Origin of the sequence: Serratia sp. K-E0102, from assembly GCF_029962625.1 — a bacterium.
GTDB classification, from domain to species: domain Bacteria; phylum Pseudomonadota; class Gammaproteobacteria; order Enterobacterales; family Enterobacteriaceae; genus Serratia; species Serratia sarumanii.
In genome coordinates this window covers 5117374-5133975 of the sequence record NZ_CP124754.1, presented here as the reverse complement: position 1 = coordinate 5133975, position 16602 = coordinate 5117374, and the positions used below count along the sequence as shown (strand labels likewise).

The following is a 16602-nucleotide window of genomic DNA, read 5'->3' as shown; positions in this document are numbered from 1 at the left end:
CTTAAGACTGCAAGACGTCTGTCAGGCGTTCAAGACGACCGCGAACGCTGCCATCAATCACCATATCGCCGGCGCGAACAACGATGCCGGCCAGTACAGACTTGTCAATTTTGCAATTCAGCTTAACTTTGCGTGACAGACGTTTTTCCATCGCAGCGGCGATTTTCGCCTGCTGTTCGTCGCTCAGCGCGCTCGCAGAGAGCACTTCGACTTCGACGGTGGATTCCAGCGAGGCGCGCAGTTCGATGAACTGCTGCAGCACGGCAGGAAGAACCAGTAAACGTCCATTTTCGGCCATTACGCGGATAAAGTTCTGGCCATGTTCGTCGAGCCGATCGCCACAAACCGCGATGAACGTCTTGGACAGCGTTTCTGGCGCGACCGCGCCAGACAGCAGTTCAGAAATCTGTTCATTGCGAGTGACTTCAGCCGCAAACGCCAGCATGTCCTGCCAGCGCTCTACGCTTTGGTGCTCAACGGCAAAGTCAAAAGCTGCTTTGGCGTAGGGGCGAGCTACAGTGACAAATTCAGACATCAGCCCCTCCCTCCTTACAGTTCAGCGACCAGTTTATCAACGATGTCGCTGTTAGCAGCTTCATCCACGGAACGTTCGATGATCTTCTCGGCGCCGGCAATTGCCAGCATCGCGACTTGCTTACGCAACTCTTCACGAGCGCGCTTACGTTCGGCTTCGATCTCAGCCTGAGCCTGCGCCACGATTTTGTTACGTTCCTGCTCGGCTTCGGCTTTCGCTTCATCCATGATCTGAGCTTTGCGTTTGTTCGCTTGCTCGATGATCACCTGAGCTTCTGCTTTAGCAGTTTTCAGCTGGTCGGTCGCATTGGCTTGCGCTAAGTCCAGATCTTTTTTGGCACGCTCTGCAGAAGCGAGGCCGTCAGCGATTTCTTTCTGACGTTTCTCGATGGCAGCCATGATCGGCGGCCATACGTACTTCATGCAGAACCAGACAAACAGAACGAACGCGATGGCCTGGCCGAGGATTGTTGCGTTAAGATTCACAGCACAATGCCTCTTTAAAAGTTAATAGTTTGGTTACGTCGTAGAGGGTTGCTCTACTTACGCGACGGCGAACATCACGTACAGACCCAGACCTACAGCGATCATCGGGATGGCGTCGACCAGACCCATAACGATAAAGAACTGTGTACGCAGCAGAGGAATCAGGTCAGGCTGACGAGCAGCGCCTTCCAAGAATTTACCACCCAGGATGCCGATACCGATCGCAGCACCGATTGCCGCTAAACCCATCATCACAGCGGCAGCCATGTACAGCAGATCCATACTCAGGTTTTCCATGACAGTCTCCAGTTTGTTTCAGTTTAAAAGTGCAAGTGTTTTAAGAAAATCAGTGCTCTTCAGACGCCATCGACAGATAGACGATCGTCAGAACCATGAAAATAAAGGCTTGAAGCGTAATGATCAGGATGTGGAAGATAGCCCAAGGCAAGCTCAGGACCCACTGTGACCACCACGGCAACAGGCCGGCAATCAGGATGAAGATCAACTCACCCGCATACATGTTGCCGAACAGTCGCAGACCCAGTGAAACAGGTTTGGACAGCAGGCTGACACCTTCAAGAATCAGGTTGATAGGAATGAATACAGGGTGGTTGAACGGCTGCATGGTCAACTCTTTAACGAACCCGCCAACGCCTTTCATTTTGATGCTATAGAACAGAATCAAGATAAACACGCCCAGCGCCATAGACAGCGTGACGTTCACGTCGGCGGTAGGCACGACGCGCAGCGCAGGCAGACCGAGAACGTGGGTGCCGAGATAAGGCAGGAAGTCAACCGGGATGAGGTCCATCAGGTTCATCAGGAACACCCAGACGAACACGGTCAGCGCCAACGGCGCAATGACCTTGCTCTTGCCGTGGTACATGTCGCGCACGCTGCTGTCGACGAAACCGACCACCAGCTCCACGGCGGTTTGCAGTTTACCCGGCACGCCGCTGGTGGCGTTTTTGGCCACTTTGCGGAAGATCACCAGGAAGAGCGCCCCGAGGACGACGGAGAAAAACATCGAGTCGAGGTTAATCGACCAAAACCCAGTCCCGACCTGAAGCTGCGTCAGGTGGTGACCGATATACTCCTGTGGAGTCAAGACTTCTCCTGCAGACATGATGCCTCTTACCCTTATTTAGTTAAGTTCGGTAACTGTTAATCACGGCCGGTGCCACTATCTGCACCACTAACACCGCTAAATAGGTCAGGCCAAGCGGTATAAACTCCGCCTTGAACACCCCCAGCGCCACGATCAGCAAAACGATGGTGATCACGACCTTTAGCCCCTCGCCGATGGCGAACGACCAGGCAACCCTACCGGGCGCCGGCGTTTGCGCCTGATGGCGCAAGGCAAACAGCATAAACATTGCACTCGGCAACCAGGCGGCGAGACCGCCTGCCAGCGCCGAAGCGCTCCATTCCGGGCTTTTCAGCCAGAAAGCAACGCTGATCAGAACAAAAGTCATTAACTGCAAAAACAGCAGTTTGCGTGCGACTTTCCCGCTGTAAAGGGACACAGACATGACGTTTGTTCTCTCCGTACCCCAGAGGGGGTATGCTGAGTGACGTATACAACTGTTTTTGCTGTCCAGAGTCAAGCAGCAAAAAACGAGCAAATTATACGGGGCATACCAACGAATTCAATCGATAAGTAGCGAAAAGGTGAACAATTATTTAAATTTCCCTATTCCAGCCTATTTTCACAAGAAAACGGTCGGAATAATAGGGCGCATTTAATTGTCTGATTATTCCAGCGTTGCGTTTAGAAACGCGAAGCCGATCACAGTAATGTCCCTTCCTGATTTATAGCCGATGGTCAACCAAACCGTCTTTAGCAATTTGAGCGATCAAAAGATTATATAAATCAAAACATTATAAGTTAACTGTTCAAAAACAATCCGTATACCCGACGAAAACCTTTTATTGACAAGCCGCAGGGCAATATTCCAACAGCCAATTAACATTAGCAGCAAACGCCAATCTTTCGCACATGATTGCTAACGTGACTATTTCCAAATGCAATTACTCTATTGTCGCTAATTAGCCGCGTTTTTTGTGTTAATAGAAAGTAAATTAACTAAAAAAAGCGACCAACTAATTAGCCTGCTTATCTTTCTGCTTAGTACTGCCTTTAATTCACGCTTGTTTGATCAAAAGCAAACTCAGTTTGCCTTAAGAATCACCAGATGGCGTTCGCCTTCCAATTCAGGCACCTGCAGCCGCACGATGGATTCCAGGCTAACGCCCGCCGGCAGCTGCGCCAGCTCTTCATCCGGGCGCACGCCTTTCAACGCGTAAAAACGCCCCTGCCCTTTCGCCGGCAGGTGATGGCACCAGGACAGCATATCCTGCAGCGAAGCGAACGCGCGGCTGATCACGCCGTCGAACGGCGGCTCGGCCGGAAACTCCTCAACGCGGCTCTGCACCGGCTCGATATTGTTCAGGCCCAGCTCATGTTGCACCTGACGCAGGAAACGCACGCGCTTGCCCAGGCTGTCCAGCAGCGTGAAATGCGCGTCCGGGCGCACGATCGCCAGCGGAATGCCCGGCAAGCCGGGGCCGGTGCCGACATCGATAAAACGCGAGCCCTGCAGATGCGGGTTGACCACGATGCTGTCGAGGATGTGGCGCACCAGCATTTGCTGCGGATCGCGCACCGACGTGAGGTTATAAGCCTTGTTCCACTTATCCAGCATGCCGACATAGCCCAGCAGCTGCTGTTTCTGCTGATCGGGCAGCTCAATGCCTGCTGCCGCGAGCAGCGAGTCTAATTTTTTTTGCACAACGGATCCTTTGGCAGGCGCTGAACGACCAGCGGATGGTTAGCTGGCGCAATGAGGCGCCTATGATAATTCAGGGCGCAAGTGATGTCAGCGGCCGTTTGGCTACGGGATGAGCAAACGGCCGCCTGGATGCGGGATTTATGCGCTGCGGCGCAGCAGTCCCTGCTTTTTCAGCCAGATCAGCAAAATCGAGATCGCCGCTGGCGTAATGCCGGAGATGCGCGAAGCCTGGCCGATGGAGTTCGGTTTGTGATCGTTCAGCTTGGCGATCACCTCGTTCGACAGCCCAGAAACCTGACGGTAGTCGAGATCCAACGGCAGCACGGTGTTCTCGTTGCGCTGTTGTTTTTCGATCTCTTCCTGCTGACGAGCGATGTAGCCTTCGTATTTGACCTGGATCTCGACCTGTTCGGCGGCTTGTACGTCGTCCAGCGGCGGCGCGAAGGCCTCGGTGCCGGTCAACTGCGCGTAATCCATCTCCGGGCGGCGCAGCAGCTCTTCGCCGTTCGCTTCGCGCGACAGCGGCGCCTTCAGCAGCGCATTGACCTGTTCGACGTTCTCGGCGTGCGGGTGCATCCAGATGTCGCGCAGGCGCTGACGTTCGCGTTCGATTCGCTCCAGCTTCTCGCTGTAACGCGCCCAACGCACGTCGTCCACCAGGCCGAGTTCACGGCCTTTTTCCGTCAGGCGGAGATCGGCGTTGTCTTCACGCAGCATCAGACGATACTCGGCGCGCGAGGTAAACATGCGGTACGGTTCTTTGGTGCCGAGGGTGCTGAGATCGTCCACCAGCACGCCCAGGTAGGCCTGATCGCGACGTGGCGCCCAGCCTTCCTGTTCGTCGGCGAAGCGCCCGGCGTTCAGGCCGGCCAACAGGCCCTGCGCAGCGGCTTCTTCATACCCGGTGGTGCCGTTGATCTGGCCGGCGAAGAACAGCCCCTGAATGAATTTGCTTTCCAGCGTCGGCTTCAAATCGCGCGGATCGAAGAAATCGTACTCGATGGCATAACCAGGGCGAATAATACGCGCGTTCTGCATCCCTTCCATCGAACGGACGATCTGCATCTGCACGTCGAACGGCAGGCTGGTGGAAATGCCGTTAGGGTAAATTTCGTTGCTGGTCAGGCCTTCCGGTTCGAGGAAGATCTGGTGCGCGTTGCGATCGGCAAAGCGCATGACCTTGTCTTCGATCGACGGGCAGTAACGTGGGCCGATCCCTTCGATGATCCCGGCATACATCGGGCTGCGATCGAGGTTATTGCGGATCACGTCATGGGTTTTTTCATTGGTGTGGGTGATGTAGCACGCCATTTGTTCCGGGTGCTGGCTGGCATCGCCCAGGAACGAGAATACCGGCACCGGCGTATCGCCGTGTTGTGGCGCCAGTACGCTGAAATCGATAGTGCGGGCGTCGATGCGCGGCGGCGTACCGGTTTTCAAGCGGTTGACGCGCAGCGGCAGTTCACGCAAACGCTGCGACAGCGAGATCGAAGCAGGATCCCCCGCGCGGCCGCCGCTGTAATTCTCCAGGCCGATATGGATCTTGCCGTCCAGGAAGGTGCCGACGGTCAATACTACCGCTTTGGCGCGGAATTTCAGGCCCATTTGGGTGACGGCGCCCACTACGCGATCGTTTTCGACGATCAGATCCTCAACCGGCTGTTGGAAGATCATCAGGTTGGGCTGGTTCTCCAACGCGGTGCGGATCGCCTGGCGATACAGTACGCGATCCGCCTGCGCGCGAGTGGCGCGGACGGCAGGGCCTTTGCTGGCGTTTAGTATCCTAAACTGGATGCCGGCATGATCGATCGCCGTGGCCATCAGGCCGCCGAGTGCATCAATTTCCTTAACCAGATGCCCTTTACCAATACCGCCAATCGCCGGGTTACAGGACATCTGTCCCAGCGTATCGATATTGTGTGTCAATAATAAAGTCTGACGTCCCATGCGCGCCGCGGCCATGGCGGCCTCGGTACCTGCATGGCCACCACCGATGATGATGACGTCAAATTGATCTGGATAAAACATGGAACTGCACCTCGCCGTATTGCGAACGATCGTATTTGCCCTGGGGTGGGGGATTCTACTCAAGTTTAGACGATCGACCAAGCGGTCAGGATCGTCGGTAATTAAAAGAAGATCTTTTTTATTTAAAGATCTCTTTATTAGATCTCTTATTAGGATCGCGATCCTCTGTGGATAAGTAACTATTCACGAAGAAGATCAGCAGATTAAGGAGGATCGTTTGCTGTGAATGATCGGTGATCCCGACGCAGATAAGCTGGGATCTAAAAGGCTTGTTATGCACAGGACAAAAAGCGACCTGCGGTTGTTATTTGGATAACTACGGCTTTTACCCTGCTTTTAAGCTTAGTTATCCACAATCGTTCGCGCGATCTTTAGACAAACTAGAGTAAATTAATCCAGTTTTTTACCCATTCCTCGGCCGGATCCTCGGGAATTTCATGCTCGGTCACGTCGATCTCGAGACGATCGCCGATCCTTTTCGCGCCTCTGGCGATCAGCAGATCGTCGATCTGTTTGATCGCGCCGCAGAAGATGTCGTATTCCGAACTGCCCAAACCGACGGCGCCGAACTGCACCTCGGAAAGATCCGGCTGTTGTTCGGCGATCTGCTCCAGCAGCGGCTGAAGGTTATCCGGCAGTTCGCCGGCGCCGTGCGTGGAAGAGACCACCAGCCAGCGGCCGGTCAACGGCAGTTCATCCAGTTCAGGGCCGTGCAGCATCTCGGTAGAGAAACCCGCGTCTTCCAGCTTTTCAGCCAAATGTTCAGCCACGTATTCGGCGCTGCCAAGCGTACTGCCACTGATCAGAGTAATGTCTGCCATGAACCAACGATCCCAACCTTCTCACTCAAAGTGGCTGCATTGTACGCTGTGAATCGGCTGGGATCTACCTGTGGATAATGTGGGTATGCAATTTGGCGGGTTACGGCACGATGGTGCGCATAATGGGGTTCTGCAGCGAGATCAGCGTTTCGGTAGACTGGATCTCGTCGATGGTCTGGATCTTGTTGATAAGTACCTGCTGCAGTGCGTCGATCGATCGGCACATCACCTTGATAAAGACGCTGTAGTGGCCGGTGGTGTAATAGGCTTCCACCACTTCCTCCAGGCTTTCCAGCTTTTTCAGCGCCGAAGGGTAGTCCTTGGCGCTCTTTAATATGATGCCGATAAAGCAGCACACATCGTAGCCCAGCTGTTTGGGGCTGACGTCGATGCGCGCGCCGGTGATGATCCCGGCCTGTTTCATCTTCTCTACCCGCACATGAATGGTACCGGGGCTGACGGCAAAGTTTTTCGCCAGTTCGGCGTACGGCGTGCGCGCGTTGTCCATCAGAGCGTTGAGGATGCCGCGATCGAGATTATCGATCTGATAAATTTCCGCCATTTAATCCCCCATTAATTAACGATTGTTGAATTCTGTCCGGATAAAAATGAACGATTAAAAGTGAAAAGGCAATATTGATTAATGGATATTGAATTGACGTGTCGTTTTGTTGCTTAATCGATGGTAACAGAGACAGGTTTACAAGAGATACGGCAATGAAAAAACAGTTTATCCAAAAACAACAACAAATCAGCCAGGTCAAATCCTTCTTCTCCCGCCAGCTGGAGCAACAGCTTGGCCTGATCGAAGTGCAGGCGCCGATCCTCAGCCGTCTGGGCGACGGCACGCAGGATAACCTCTCCGGCAGCGAGAAAGCGGTGCAGGTTAAGGTGAAAACCCTGCCGGACGCCACCTTCGAAGTGGTGCATTCATTGGCGAAATGGAAACGCAAAACCCTGGGCAGCTACGATTTCGGCGCCGGCGAAGGCCTGTACACCCATATGAAGGCGCTGCGCCCGGATGAAGATCGCCTGACGCCTATCCACTCGGTGTACGTCGATCAGTGGGACTGGGAGCGGGTGATGGGCGACGGTGAGCGCAGCCTGGACTACCTGAAAAGCACCGTGCGCAGCATTTACGCCGCCATCAAGGCGACGGAGGCGGAAGTCAGCCGCGAGCATGGTCTGACCCCGTTCCTGCCGGAACAGATCCACTTTGTGCACAGCGAAACCCTGCTGCAGCGTTACCCGGATCTGGACGCCAAAGGGCGCGAGCGGGCGATCGCCAAAGAGCTGGGCGCAGTGTTCCTGATCGGCATCGGCGGCAAGCTGTCGCACGGCAAATCGCACGATGTGCGGGCACCGGATTATGATGATTGGACCACCCCGGCGGCGGATGGCCTGGCGGGCCTGAACGGCGATATCGTGGTGTGGAACCCGGTGCTGCAGGACGCTTTCGAGCTGTCCTCTATGGGTATCCGCGTCGACGCCGCCGCGCTGAAACGTCAGCTGGCGCTGACCGGCGATGAAGAGCGCATGAAGCTGGAGTGGCACCAGTCGCTGCTGCGCGGCGATATGCCGCAGACCATCGGCGGCGGCATCGGTCAGTCGCGCTTGGTGATGCTGCTGCTGCAACTGTCGCATATCGGCCAGGTGCAGTGCGGCGTGTGGTCGCCGGAAGTGCGCGGGGCGGTCGAAGGCCTGCTCTGATCCCGCCTAGCGCCGCCAGCGGCGCATCAAACGGCTTTTCAGCCCGGTATCGAAGCGCCAGATATGATCGAAGATGCGCATGATGCCGGGTTTGCCGTAGGCGGACATCGCCACCGCATGGAAACGCTGCTGGTGGCTTTGCTGCTGCTGTTTCACCTTCTTTATTACCTCCTCCGGCAACCGCTGGGCGATAAAATCGGAAATGATCACCGCATCGGCGTCGAACCAGCCGCTCTCCGCCATTTTGGTGACGGTGGCGTTCAGGCAGGCCGCCAGATCGGTGCCGCCGCGAAACTGCTGGCCGAGAAAGCGCACCGCCTGTTCGATGCCGCTGGCGGCGGTGAGCTCATAATGCACGATCTGGTTGGCGAACAGCATGATGTAGCAACGGCGGTTGTCCGCCAGCGCAATGCGCAGCAGCGCCAGGCAGAACGCCTTGGCGCACTGTTCGTTGAAGCCGCCCATCGATCCTGAGGTGTCCACACAGACGATAAACGGCCCGCGCGGCTGTTGATCCTGCTGCTGATGGGTGACCTGGCGGATCAGGATCTGCTCCTGCCAGACGTCGCCCTGCAGGCGGTAGCTCAGCAGCCGCTTTTCCAACAGGCGGCGATAAAATTCGAACTCCAGCTCTTCAATGCCCAGCGTCGCCAGCTCCGGCGGCAGCAGGCGCAGGATGTCGTCGCTCTGATGAATGCCGCTCACTTCTTCCGGTAGCGTGGCCGGCACCTGCACCATCACCCTGAACGGCTCCGGCTGCGCGTCCTGTTGCTGCACCGCCTTGGCCTGATAGCTGCGGCCCAACTGCTGCGCCAGCTTTTTCAGCTCCGGCTGCTGCTGCAAAAAGTTGCCGTACTCCACCAGCCGCTGGTAATCGCCGCGCTGTAGCTGGCCTTTGCTCATGTCCCACAGCCTGCCGGCGGCGGTGTCGTTTTCCGATAGCAGCGGCTCCAGCGCGCCGCTCAGCGCCAGTCGCTCCTGCAGTTCCGCCATCAGTTGCTCGCGTTCCTGTTCCAGCAGTTGGTGGTGCAGCATGGTGGCCTGCAGCGTCAGGCTGATGCGCCAGCGCTGCAGGAACAGGGTTTGGAAGCTGTCGTCCAGCGGATGATTGGGCAGATCGGCGGCGTCCACCAGCGCGCGCGCCTGTTCATAAAACGGCGAGACCAGCTGGCGCAGCAGCTCCATCGTGTCGTTGAGGTTGTGATAGAACTGGGTGTTGTTCTCCAGCTGGCACTGTTGGTAGCGGTAAAATTCCTGCGCCAGCGCCGGCGGCACCATGGCTTCCTGCAGACGCTCCTTGAGCTGCAGTTTCCAGCGTGGCAGATCGCGATCCAGCGCCCGGCGAAGGGCCGGAAACTTTTTAAAGAACACCGACAGCTGCGGCGCCGCCAGCATGCCGACGATCATCTCCTCGATCATTTCGCCTTCGGCGATCGCCAGCAGCAGATCGAGCGTCTCCAGACTGAGCATGGTTACTGGCCGCGCATTTGCTGCAGTTGCTGTTTAACCTGCTCCGCCACCTGCAGCAGACTGGCTTCGATCTTGGCCAGGCCGGCGGCGGGCGTGAACAGACAGGGCTGATGTTGGCTGAAGGCGCGGCGCTGCTCCGCCAGGCGTTGGGCCAACACGTCCATTTCGTCCAGCAGCGCCTGCGGCGTGGCGGTGGCCTGTTTGCCCGGCAGCGCCAGCAGCGACGGCTGGCGGCTGACGTCCAGCACCGTCAGGTGCAGTTGGTCATCGACCTCCAAATCGATCGGCTGCGCGAAGCCGATGCCGTTCAGCTTGGCGCGCACGTCGCCGCCTTTTTGCAGCCAGTTGTCCAGCACGCTGCTTTCGATGCTCAGATGGTTGACCTGAATGTCATGCAGCTGCAGCGGCTTTTGCAGCAACAGGGTGAGGGTGCCGCCGGCGAACGGCGTGGCCGGCGCGTATTGCGGTTTACGGCTGAACATGCCGCCCTTTTTCACCAGGCTGATGGCCTGCCGGTCGCTTTGTTGCTGCTGATCCTGCAGCCAGCGGGTGTGGATTTGTTGCAGTTGGATCAGCATCGACTGTTGCTGGTAGGCCGATTCGGTCAGCAGCTGATCGATCTGCTGTTGCAGCAGCTTCAGCGAGGTGAGATCGTGCCACAGGCAGTCTTTCAGCAGCATCAGGTCGAGCGGGGCGATGGCGTCGCGCCCGCTGAAGAAGGCGCAGGCCTGCAGCAGGCGCAGGGCTTTTTTCCAGCGTCGGTCAGAGACGTACGGCGCCTGTTCCAGCGCGTCCAGCCGCTGGCGCAGCTGGAAAATCAGCTCAAAGCAGGCTTCCGGCAGCGCCACCTTATCGATCTGCGGCTGCCACTGCAGAAACTCTTCGTCGCTGACGCTCAGCGCCGCCGGCACCGGGTTTTGGCTTTCGCTCTGGCGGTTGACCAGCAGCGAGCGGAAATTCTGCTTATCCTGCACCTTATCCAGCCACAGGCGGATCAGCATGCGGTCATATAAGGCTTCGAGGCTGTTGTCCGCTTCGGGCAGTTCGTTGGAGGCGGTGACCAGCAGGCGCAGCGGGATCGGTTCTTCGCTGTTGCCGTTGCGAAAGCGCCGTTCGTTGATCGCCGTCAGCAGGGTGTTGAGGATCGCCGGGCCGGCCTTCCAGATCTCGTCCAGAAACACGATCTCCGCTTCCGGCAGGTAGCCGGCGGTCAGACGCTGATAGCGCCCCTCATCTTTCAGCGCCTGAATGGAGAGCGGGCCGAAGACCTCTTCCGGCGTGGAAAAGCGCGTCATCAGGTATTCAAAGGAGCGGGCGTTGCGGAAGGCAAACTTCAGCCGGCGCGCGATCAGGCTCTTGGCGATGCCGGGCGGGCCGAGCAGGAATACGCTTTCGCCGCTCAGCGCCGCCAGCAGGCACAGGCGAATCGCTTCTTGCCGCTCATAAAGACCGCTCTCCAGCGCGCTGCTGAGGCGGGAAATTCGTTCTGCCAGAAGGGATGATGGCGTCATATAATTGTCGCATTGTCCGAGAGTTAGCCAATCTTGGTCGATAATCCGATGATAAACCACCATTATTTTTAGTGGTATAGCTTGTTGATTAGTAATATTTTTCTAAGTTGAGCCGGATATCCGGTTCACATTTTGTTTATTTTTCGGCTCTGATATAAGGGTAGGCAAGCCGTATAAATGGTGCATACTGTGCGGCTTTCTGGTGGGCGTGACGGATCTTTGAGCCCGTATTTTGCCTGATGCGGATGCATCGCTAACGGATGTTCTGATAAAGAAACGAATTATGAGCGCAGAGCATAAGCAGTCCTTATCGGCGGTAACCCTGGCGGCCATCGGCGTGGTCTACGGTGATATCGGCACCAGCCCTCTCTATACGTTGAGAGAGTGTTTCTCCGGCCATTACGGCTTCGATGTTCGTCCAGACGTGGTTTTCGGCTTCCTGTCGCTGATTTTCTGGATGCTGATCGTGATCGTTTCCCTCAAATATCTCACCTACGTGATGCGCGCGGACAACGCCGGAGAAGGCGGTATTCTGACGCTGATGTCGCTGGCCGGGCGCAACACTTCGGCGCGCACCACCGCGGTGCTGGTGATACTGGGCCTGATCGGCGGCAGCTTCTTCTATGGCGAGGTGGTGATCACCCCGGCTATCTCGGTGATGTCGGCGATAGAGGGGCTGGAAATCGCCGCGCCTGCGCTCGATGCCTATATCGTGCCGCTCTCCATTCTGGTGCTGACGCTGCTGTTCGTTATCCAAAAGCACGGCACCGGCAGCGTCGGCAAGCTGTTCGCCCCGGTGATGCTGCTGTGGTTCATCGTGTTGGCGGTGCTGGGCGCGCGCAGCATCATTTCGAACCCGGAAGTGCTGCAGGCGCTGAACCCCAAATGGGCGCTCAACTTCTTCATGGAATATAAGAAGGTGTCGTTCTTTGCGCTGGGGGCGGTGGTGCTGTCGATCACCGGCGTCGAGGCGCTGTATGCCGATATGGGGCACTTCGGCAAGTTCCCGATCCGCCTGGCCTGGTTCACCGTGGTGCTGCCTTCGCTGGTGCTCAACTACTTCGGCCAGGGCGCGCTGCTGCTGAAAAACCCTGAGGCGATCAAAAACCCGTTCTTCCTGCTGGCACCCGACTGGGCGCTGATCCCGCTGCTGATTCTGGCGACCCTAGCGACGGTTATCGCTTCGCAGGCGGTGATTTCCGGCGTCTTCTCGCTGACCCGCCAGGCGGTGCGCCTGGGCTATCTGTCGCCGATGCGCATTATTCACACCTCGGAAATGGAATCCGGCCAGATCTACATTCCAGTGATCAACTGGACGCTGTACATCTCGGTGGTGCTGGTGATTGTCGGTTTCGAACACTCCAGCAACCTGGCGGCGGCGTACGGCATCGCCGTCACCGGCACCATGGTGCTGACCAGCATTCTGGTCACCTCGGTGGCGATCAACAACTGGCACTGGAATCGCTTCCTGGCGCTCGGCATCGCTGCCATCTTGCTGATCATCGACGTGCCGATGTTCTCCGCCAACGCCCTGAAGCTGTTCTCCGGCGGCTGGTTGCCGCTGACCTTGGCGCTGGTGATGTTTATCATTATGACCACCTGGAAGAGCGAGCGCTTCCGCCTGCTGCGCCGCCTGCATGAACACGGCAACTCGCTGGAGGCGATGATCGCCTCGCTGGAGAAATCGCCGCCGGTGCGGGTGCCGGGTACCGCGGTGTTCCTGTCGCGCGCCACCAACGTCATTCCTTTTGCGCTGCTGCACAACCTGAAGCACAACAAGGTGCTGCATGAGCGCGTGGTGCTGCTGACGCTGCGCACCGAGGATGCGCCTTACGTGCACAACGTGCGTCGGGTGACCATCGAACAGCTGTCGCCGACCTTCTGGCGGGTAGTGGCCAGCTACGGCTGGCGGGAAACGCCGAACGTCGAGGAGGTATTCCACCGCTGCGGGCTGGAAGGGTTGCCGTGCCGCATGTCGGAGACCTCGTTCTTCATGTCCCATGAATCGCTGATCCTCACCAAGCGGCCGTGGTACCTCTACCTGCGCGGCAAGCTGTTCGTCGCCCTGAGCCGCAACGCGCTGCGCGCGCCGGATCAGTTTGAGATCCCGCCGAATCGGGTCATCGAGCTCGGCACGCAGGTCGAGATCTAACCCGCCTGACAGGGGCTCAGCATGGCTGAGCCCCTTTTGTTTGCGCATTGTCCGTGCGTGAACGAAACGTTTCGATAGCGATCACACTTCTGCATTGTCCCGGTTGCCTTCCCCTGCCGTTTTTTTAAACTCCCCCAGAGAGCGAAACGTTTCGCTAGCGGAGTGAGAAGATGAAAAAAGGCGTATTACTGAATTCCGACGTGTCTGCCGTGATTGCCCGGCTGGGGCATACCGACCAGCTCACCCTGTGCGACGCGGGCCTGCCGATACCGGCGGCGACGCAGCGCATCGATCTGGCGCTGACGCAGGGCGTGCCGACCTTCATACAGGTGTTCGCGGCGGTCACGCAAGAGATGCAGGTAGAAAGCGCCATCCTGGCGGAAGAGATCGTGAAACAGAATCCGTCGCTCCACGAGGCACTGTTGGCTGAACTGACCGCCCTGGGCCAACGCCAGGGCAATACCATCAGCGTGCGTTATATCAGCCATCAGGCATTTAAAGCGCAAACCGAGCACAGCCGGGCGGTGATCCGCAGCGGGGAGTGTTCGCCTTACGCGAACCTGATCCTGTGCGCCGGCGTAACTTTCTGAGGCGTTTATGCAACCTTTACTGCAACTGAAAGGGATTGATAAAGCCTTTCCCGGCGTGAAGGCGCTTTCCGGCGCCGCCCTCAGCGTTTATCCCGGCAAGGTGATGGCGCTGGTGGGGGAAAACGGCGCCGGGAAGTCCACCATGATGAAAGTGCTGACCGGCATCTACCAGAAAGACGCCGGCAGCCAGTATTTTCTCGGTAACGAGGTGGCGTTCAACGGGCCTAAAGATTCGCAGGAAGCGGGCATCGGCATTATCCATCAGGAGCTGAATCTGATCCCGCAGCTGACGATTGCGGAAAACATCTTCCTCGGCCGCGAGTTCGTCAACCGTTTCGGCCGCATTGACTGGAAGCGTATGTACGCCGAGGCCGATCGCTTGCTGGCGCGCCTCAACCTGCGCTACAGCAGCCACCGGCTGGTGGGCGAGCTGTCGATCGGCGATCAGCAGATGGTGGAGATCGCCAAGGTGCTGAGCTTCGAATCGAAAGTGATCATCATGGACGAACCGACCGACGCGCTGACCGACACCGAAACCGCCTCGCTGTTCAAAGTGATCAACGAGCTGAAGGCCGAAGGGCGCGGCATCGTTTATATCTCGCACCGCCTGAAAGAGATTTTTGAAATCTGCGACGACGTGACCGTGTTCCGCGACGGGCAGTTTATCGCCGAGCGGCCGGTGAGCGAGCTGCAGGAAGATTCGCTGATTGAGATGATGGTCGGCCGCAAGCTGGAAGAGCAATACCCGCGCCTTGATTTGCCGCGCGGGGAAAAACGGTTGGAAGTCAGCCACCTTTCCGGCCCCGGCGTTGAGGACGTCAGTTTTACGCTGTATCGCGGCGAGATCCTCGGCGTGGCCGGGCTGATGGGCGCCGGGCGCACCGAACTGATGAAGATCCTGTACGGCGCCGCGCCGCGCAAGGCCGGCACCGTCAGCCTGGATGGCCGCGAGGTGGTCACCCATTCGCCGCAGGACGGGTTGGCGAACGGCATCGTCTATATCTCGGAAGACCGCAAGCGCGACGGCCTGGTGCTGGGCATGTCGGTGAAGGAAAACATGTCGCTGACCGCGCTGCGCTACTTCAGCCGCGTCGACGGCAGCCTGAAACAGGCCGACGAGCGGCAGGCGGTGGGGGATTTCATCCGGCTGTTCAATATCAAAACGCCGTCGATGGAACAGCCGATCGGTCTGCTTTCCGGCGGCAATCAGCAAAAAGTGGCGATCGCCCGCGGCCTGATGACTCGGCCGAAGGTGCTGATCCTCGATGAGCCGACGCGCGGCGTCGACGTCGGCGCCAAAAAAGAGATCTATCAGTTAATCAACCAGTTCAAGCAGGAAGGGCTGAGCATCATTCTGGTGTCTTCGGAAATGCCGGAGGTGATGGGCATGAGCGATCGCATTCTGGTGATGCACGAAGGGCATCTCAGCGGCGAGTTCCCGATTGAACAGGCCACCCAGGAAGCGTTGATGGCGGCAGCCGTCGGCAAGCAATACGGCGTAAAGCAGGAGTAATCAGATATGAGTTCCCAGACTATCGCAGCCAAGCGCTGGTTCAGTAAAGAGTGGCTGTTAGAGCAGAAGTCGTTGATTGCGCTGCTGGTGCTGATCGCCGTGGTCTCTTCCATGAGCCCGAACTTCTTCACCCTGAACAATCTGTTCAATATTCTGCAGCAAACCTCGGTGAACGCCATCATGGCGGTGGGGATGACGCTGGTGATCCTTACGTCCGGCATCGATCTGTCGGTGGGATCGCTGCTGGCGCTGACCGGCGCGGTGGCGGCGTCGATCGTCGGTTTTGAGGTCAACGCGCTGGTGGCGGTGGCGGCGGCATTGGCGCTGGGCGCCGCGGTTGGCGCCTGCACCGGGGTGATCGTCGCCAAAGGCAAAGTGCAGGCCTTTATCGCCACGCTGGTGATGATGCTGCTGCTGCGCGGCGTCACCATGGTGTACACCAACGGCAGCCCGGTCAACACCGGTTTCACCGACGTGGCCGACACCTTCGGCTGGTTCGGCATCGGCCGCCCGCTGGGCGTGCCTACGCCGATCTGGATCATGGCAATCGTGTTCATCGCCGCCTGGTATATGCTGCACCATACGCGCCTGGGCCGCTATATTTATGCCCTGGGCGGCAACGAAGCGGCAACCCGCCTGTCCGGCATCAGCGTCGATAAGGTGAAGATTATCGTCTACTCGCTGTGCGGCCTGCTGGCGGCGCTGGCCGGGGTGATCGAAGTGGCGCGCCTGTCGTCGGCGCAGCCGACCGCCGGCACCGGCTATGAGCTGGACGCCATCGCCGCCGTGGTGCTGGGCGGCACCAGCCTGGCCGGCGGCAAGGGCCGCATCGTCGGCACGTTGATCGGGGCGCTGATCCTCGGCTTCCTGAACAACGGCCTGAATTTACTGGGTGTTTCTTCCTACTACCAAATGATCGTGAAGGCAGTGGTGATACTGCTGGCGGTTCTGGTAGATAACAAAAGCAACAAGTAACCTCCCCCTACAGGAATCAC

General features: G+C 57.8%; 16 protein-coding genes. 5 read left to right on the top strand and 11 right to left on the bottom strand.

Annotated elements, in window-relative coordinates:
* Position 1 precedes the first annotated feature (1 nt).
* From atpH to asnC, 9 genes are all read right to left on the bottom strand, one after another.
* Positions 2-535 carry a F0F1 ATP synthase subunit delta gene (gene atpH, locus SSARUM2_RS24230; protein ID WP_025160298.1) on the bottom strand — a complete coding sequence of 178 codons (534 nt, stop codon included), beginning with the start codon at positions 533-535 and terminating at the stop codon, positions 2-4.
* A gap of 14 nt (positions 536-549) precedes the next feature.
* Positions 550-1020: a F0F1 ATP synthase subunit B gene (gene atpF / locus SSARUM2_RS24225; RefSeq protein ID WP_004933804.1), complete on the bottom strand. Its 471-nt coding sequence runs from the start codon at positions 1018-1020 to the stop codon at positions 550-552.
* A 57-nt stretch (positions 1021-1077) separates the two neighbouring features.
* Positions 1078-1317, bottom strand: a complete 240-nt coding sequence (gene atpE / locus SSARUM2_RS24220; RefSeq protein ID WP_004093904.1) for a F0F1 ATP synthase subunit C — start codon at positions 1315-1317, stop codon at positions 1078-1080.
* A gap of 49 nt (positions 1318-1366) precedes the next feature.
* A complete protein-coding gene (gene atpB / locus SSARUM2_RS24215) occupies positions 1367-2146 on the bottom strand; it encodes a F0F1 ATP synthase subunit A (protein ID WP_025160299.1) in 780 nt (259 codons plus the stop codon).
* 22 nt (positions 2147-2168) lie between these two features.
* Positions 2169-2552: a F0F1 ATP synthase subunit I gene (gene atpI / locus SSARUM2_RS24210; RefSeq protein ID WP_004933796.1), complete on the bottom strand. Its 384-nt coding sequence runs from the start codon at positions 2550-2552 to the stop codon at positions 2169-2171.
* A gap of 639 nt (positions 2553-3191) precedes the next feature.
* Positions 3192-3812, bottom strand: a complete 621-nt coding sequence (gene rsmG / locus SSARUM2_RS24205; RefSeq protein WP_033649566.1) for a 16S rRNA (guanine(527)-N(7))-methyltransferase RsmG — start codon at positions 3810-3812, stop codon at positions 3192-3194.
* A gap of 138 nt (positions 3813-3950) precedes the next feature.
* Complete coding sequence (gene mnmG, locus SSARUM2_RS24200) at positions 3951-5840, bottom strand: tRNA uridine-5-carboxymethylaminomethyl(34) synthesis enzyme MnmG (protein WP_282488514.1); 1890 nt, start codon at positions 5838-5840, stop codon at positions 3951-3953.
* A gap of 380 nt (positions 5841-6220) precedes the next feature.
* A complete protein-coding gene (gene mioC / locus SSARUM2_RS24195; RefSeq protein WP_033649568.1) occupies positions 6221-6661 on the bottom strand; it encodes an FMN-binding protein MioC in 441 nt (146 codons plus the stop codon).
* Between the two features lie 100 nt (positions 6662-6761).
* The gene (asnC, locus tag SSARUM2_RS24190) at positions 6762-7223 is read right to left on the bottom strand and encodes a transcriptional regulator AsnC (RefSeq protein ID WP_004933786.1); all 462 of its coding nucleotides are present in this window, start codon (positions 7221-7223) and stop codon (positions 6762-6764) included.
* Positions 7224-7378: 155 nt separating this feature from the next.
* Here asnC and asnA point away from each other — a divergent pair, with 155 nt between their 5' ends.
* The gene (gene asnA, locus SSARUM2_RS24185; protein ID WP_033636511.1) at positions 7379-8371 is read left to right on the top strand and encodes an aspartate--ammonia ligase; all 993 of its coding nucleotides are present in this window, start codon (positions 7379-7381) and stop codon (positions 8369-8371) included.
* Positions 8372-8377: 6 nt separating this feature from the next.
* On the opposite strand, the gene viaA is transcribed toward asnA, so the two are convergent.
* Both viaA and ravA read right to left on the bottom strand, forming a co-directional pair.
* Positions 8378-9841 carry an ATPase RavA stimulator ViaA gene (gene viaA, locus SSARUM2_RS24180; RefSeq protein WP_033649569.1) on the bottom strand — a complete coding sequence of 488 codons (1464 nt, stop codon included), beginning with the start codon at positions 9839-9841 and terminating at the stop codon, positions 8378-8380.
* Between the two features lie 2 nt (positions 9842-9843).
* Complete coding sequence (ravA, locus tag SSARUM2_RS24175) at positions 9844-11352, bottom strand: ATPase RavA (RefSeq protein WP_120150901.1); 1509 nt, start codon at positions 11350-11352, stop codon at positions 9844-9846.
* Positions 11353-11635: 283 nt separating this feature from the next.
* Here ravA and kup point away from each other — a divergent pair, with 283 nt between their 5' ends.
* The 4 genes from kup to rbsC all read left to right on the top strand — a co-directional run bounded on the left by kup (position 11636) and on the right by rbsC (position 16582).
* Positions 11636-13504, top strand: a complete 1869-nt coding sequence (gene kup / locus SSARUM2_RS24170; protein WP_033636508.1) for a low affinity potassium transporter Kup — start codon at positions 11636-11638, stop codon at positions 13502-13504.
* Between the two features lie 170 nt (positions 13505-13674).
* Positions 13675-14094 (top strand): D-ribose pyranase, encoded by a 420-nt coding sequence (gene rbsD / locus SSARUM2_RS24165; RefSeq protein WP_060431115.1) that lies wholly within the window; start codon positions 13675-13677, stop codon positions 14092-14094.
* 7 nt (positions 14095-14101) lie between these two features.
* Complete coding sequence (gene rbsA / locus SSARUM2_RS24160; protein WP_060452984.1) at positions 14102-15607, top strand: ribose ABC transporter ATP-binding protein RbsA; 1506 nt, start codon at positions 14102-14104, stop codon at positions 15605-15607.
* A gap of 6 nt (positions 15608-15613) precedes the next feature.
* Positions 15614-16582: a ribose ABC transporter permease gene (gene rbsC / locus SSARUM2_RS24155; RefSeq protein WP_019455467.1), complete on the top strand. Its 969-nt coding sequence runs from the start codon at positions 15614-15616 to the stop codon at positions 16580-16582.
* Positions 16583-16602: the final 20 nt, after the last annotated feature.